Origin of the sequence: Phyllobacterium sp., assembly GCF_037994405.1 — a bacterium.
In the GTDB taxonomy this organism is placed as follows: Bacteria; Pseudomonadota; Alphaproteobacteria; order Rhizobiales; family Rhizobiaceae; genus Phyllobacterium.
Genome location: NZ_JBBNAN010000446.1, coordinates 1 through 2,686, shown reverse-complemented (window position 1 = coordinate 2,686; position 2,686 = coordinate 1). Strand labels below are relative to the sequence as shown.

Annotated in this window: 4 protein-coding genes; 2 read left to right on the top strand and 2 right to left on the bottom strand. The window is 59.8% G+C overall.

The genetic code is table 11. The features are described from left to right. Both AAAC48_RS24300 and AAAC48_RS24295 read left to right on the top strand, forming a co-directional pair. Positions 1-283 (top strand): hypothetical protein (locus tag AAAC48_RS24300; RefSeq protein WP_340656653.1); only part of this gene is annotated, 283 nt, incomplete at its 5' end. Next, the gene (locus tag AAAC48_RS24295; RefSeq protein WP_340656652.1) at positions 280-1,074 is read left to right on the top strand and encodes a thioredoxin family protein; all 795 of its coding nucleotides are present in this window, start codon (positions 280-282) and stop codon (positions 1,072-1,074) included. The genes AAAC48_RS24300 and AAAC48_RS24295, both read left to right, overlap by 4 nt. A gap of 328 nt (positions 1,075-1,402) precedes the next feature. Here the strand turns inward: AAAC48_RS24295 and AAAC48_RS24290 are convergent, their stop codons facing one another. Further along, a complete protein-coding gene (locus AAAC48_RS24290) occupies positions 1,403-1,891 on the bottom strand; it encodes a RidA family protein (RefSeq protein ID WP_340656651.1) in 489 nt (162 codons plus the stop codon). Continuing rightward, on the bottom strand, positions 1,885-2,610 hold the full coding sequence (locus tag AAAC48_RS24285; protein ID WP_340656650.1) for an SDR family oxidoreductase: 726 nt from the start codon (positions 2,608-2,610) through the stop codon (positions 1,885-1,887). Before AAAC48_RS24285 ends, AAAC48_RS24290 begins: the two co-directional genes overlap by 7 nt. Between the last annotated feature and the right edge of the window lie 76 nt (positions 2,611-2,686).

Genomic DNA, 2,686 nt, shown 5'->3' with positions numbered 1-2,686 from the left:
CCTCAAAGCGGGCCAGAGCAGCCACACGCTCAGGCTGATCGCAGCCGGGGAAAACGGTATCGAGTTCGATCGGGCGCCGATTGATCCGGCCCATCGAGCGCATGCGCCGAGGTTGCAATCAGCGACTCCATCGGAATACCGCCGCACTTGTTACTCCCACCGTTCGATTTCCGGTGCTAAAACCATCTCACGACCAACAACGAGCGATGAGCAGCAACTGGAAATGCGCCTCAGCCTTGAGGCGCAGGACTTCGCCCAAATTAGGAGGTTTCAAAAGCCATGACTACATCAGCCGAGAACGGACAGACAGGTGGACAGCCTGCCATGCACACACCACCGGTCGTATCGCCCCAGGCGTGGGAGGCGGCCCGCGAGCAGCTGCTCGTGAAGGAAAAGGCCCAGACCCGCGCCCGTGACGCCTTGGCCGCCGAGCGGCGGCGAATGCCGTGGATGGCCGTGGAGACGGCGTATGCGTTCGAGGGGCCTGAAGGGAAAGCCAGCCTCCTTGACCTGTTCGATGGTCGGCGTCAGCTGATCGTCTACCGCGCCTTCTTCGAGCCGGGGGTGTTCGGCTGGCCCGACCACGCCTGCCGGGGCTGCTCCATGGTGGCCGACCAGGTCGCCCACCTCGCCCACCTGAACGCCCGTGACACCACCCTCGTCTTCGTCTCGCGTGCGCCACAGGCGGACATCGCGCGGCTGAAGGCACAGATGGGCTGGGAGATGCCGTGGTTCACCATTACGGACAACTTCGACGCCGACTTCGGCGTGGACGAGTGGCACGGCACGAACGTGTTCTACCGCGACGGCGACCGCGTGTTCCGCACCTACTTCATCAACAACCGCGGGGACGAACAGATGGGAGGTACCTGGAACTACCTCGACATCACGCCGCTGGGCCGACAGGAGGTCTGGGAGGACTCGCCCGAGGGCTATCCCCAGACCCCGACCTACAAGTGGTGGAACTGGCACGACAGCTACGTCGCAGACGCAGCGCCCGACAAGAAGTGGGTCGAGGTGTCGGACGCCGGAGAGGCTGCGTTCAGGAACCAGGACACGAGCACGAAGCCATAAGTCAGGCCTGTTCTGGCGGATCCGACGGGCGGCGATCCGCCAGAACGCCGCCGCGCGCAGCTGTTTCGTTTCGAATTCAACCGGCGCCATGCGCCCTTGATTGACGCGGATATGAATTCCCACAACACCACATACACTACCCGTTTGCTTGCATCGTGAGTTTTGCGGCCTTCGCCAACGCCCGATGCTACATTTGCTAATCGGGACGAGGTTTGCAGGAAGCCGGTCACTTCTGCGATTTCAACAGCCGCTTTATTGAGAGCGAAGTGACCACCGACATCGTGAAGAACGCCCAGCTGCTTATCTGCGCTGTTGATCTCGACTGCTTTCAAGCATCGACTTCGAGGACGAGTTCGAGCTCGATCGGTAGACCGAGTGGCAGACTTGCGACGCCGAGTACGATCCGGCCGGAGAGTTTTTCCTCGCCGAAGACGTTGACCAGCATCTCGGATGCCCCGTCCGCGACTTTCGGATGCTCTCTGAAATCACCCTCCGTCGCTATGTAGACGCCGAGCTTTGCGACCCGCGTGACCTTATCGAGAGAGCCAAGATGGGCTCTCGCGGCCGATAGAGCACTAAGGATGGCCACTTCTGCAGCCTTGCGGCCATCCGCGACCGTGAGTTCACCACCAACGCGTCCAATGAACTGGGGCTCGTGGCCGACCACAGGCAACATCCCACTCAGGAAGACGAGGTTGCCGATGGTCACCGCCTCGACGTAAGCGCCAAACGGTGTCGGCGGTGGTGGAAGCGTAATGCCCAGGTCCTGCAACCGCCGTTCTGCGCCGGCTGCTAACGCTTTTGTATGGTCTACCATTGTCCTAGATGTGCGCCGCCATCAACGTGCAGCACCTCCCCGGTTACGTGTGGAGCCTCGGTCAAGAAGACGACCGCATCGACGATTTCCTGAACATCGGAAATGCTCGCCATGGGCGACAGCGTCCTCAGGAAGTCTTTCGGATTGTCCTTGTGCAAAGGCGTGTCGACAACACCGGGAGCGACCGTGTTAACCCGGATTCCATCCCGCGCATATTCCATCGCAAGATTCTTGGAAATCGCGTCGACGCCGCCCTTGGTCATCATTGGGACAGAAGCGGTGAGGCTGGCGATGGGATGATCGATCAGCGGCGTCGTGATGCTGACGATGCTGCCGCCGGACTTCTGCGCCAGCATTTGTTTCACCGCCAGCTGGGTGAGATGGATGAAGCCTTCGAGATTTGTCGAGGACAACCTTCTGAAGTCCTCCATCGTATAGTCAAGGAACGGCTTGGTGAAGAAGATGCCGGCGTTGTTTACGAGAGCATCGATCGTCCCGAACCGACTAATTGCGGTTTCTGCCACCCTAATTGCCGTTTCAGGATCGCCGATATCGCCGTCGACCAGCGCCAGCTGACTTGAGGCTTGGAAAGCATGCGAAGCGCTGACCTTTCGAGATGTCGCGACAACATTGTAGCCGCGATCGACGAAGGTGTTGACGAGGCCAGCCCCAATACCCTGGGAGGCTCCTGTGATGATAACAGTCTTTCGAGTTTGCATTTCGATCTCCATTGGATTGCGCAGCGTTGCGCTTGTTCCCAATGAATATGGCCGAAGCTCTATTCCGTGATTAGAT

What these genes read in the sequence shown, in the direction of transcription:
- AAAC48_RS24295 (WP_340656652.1), top strand. Translation starts at nt 280, where the DNA reads ATGACTACATCAGCCGAGAACGGACAGACAGGTGGACAGCCTGCCATG.
- AAAC48_RS24290 (WP_340656651.1), bottom strand. Translation starts at nt 1,891, where the DNA reads ATGGTAGACCATACAAAAGCGTTAGCAGCCGGCGCAGAACGGCGGTTG.
- AAAC48_RS24285 (WP_340656650.1), bottom strand. Translation starts at nt 2,610, where the DNA reads ATGCAAACTCGAAAGACTGTTATCATCACAGGAGCCTCCCAGGGTATT.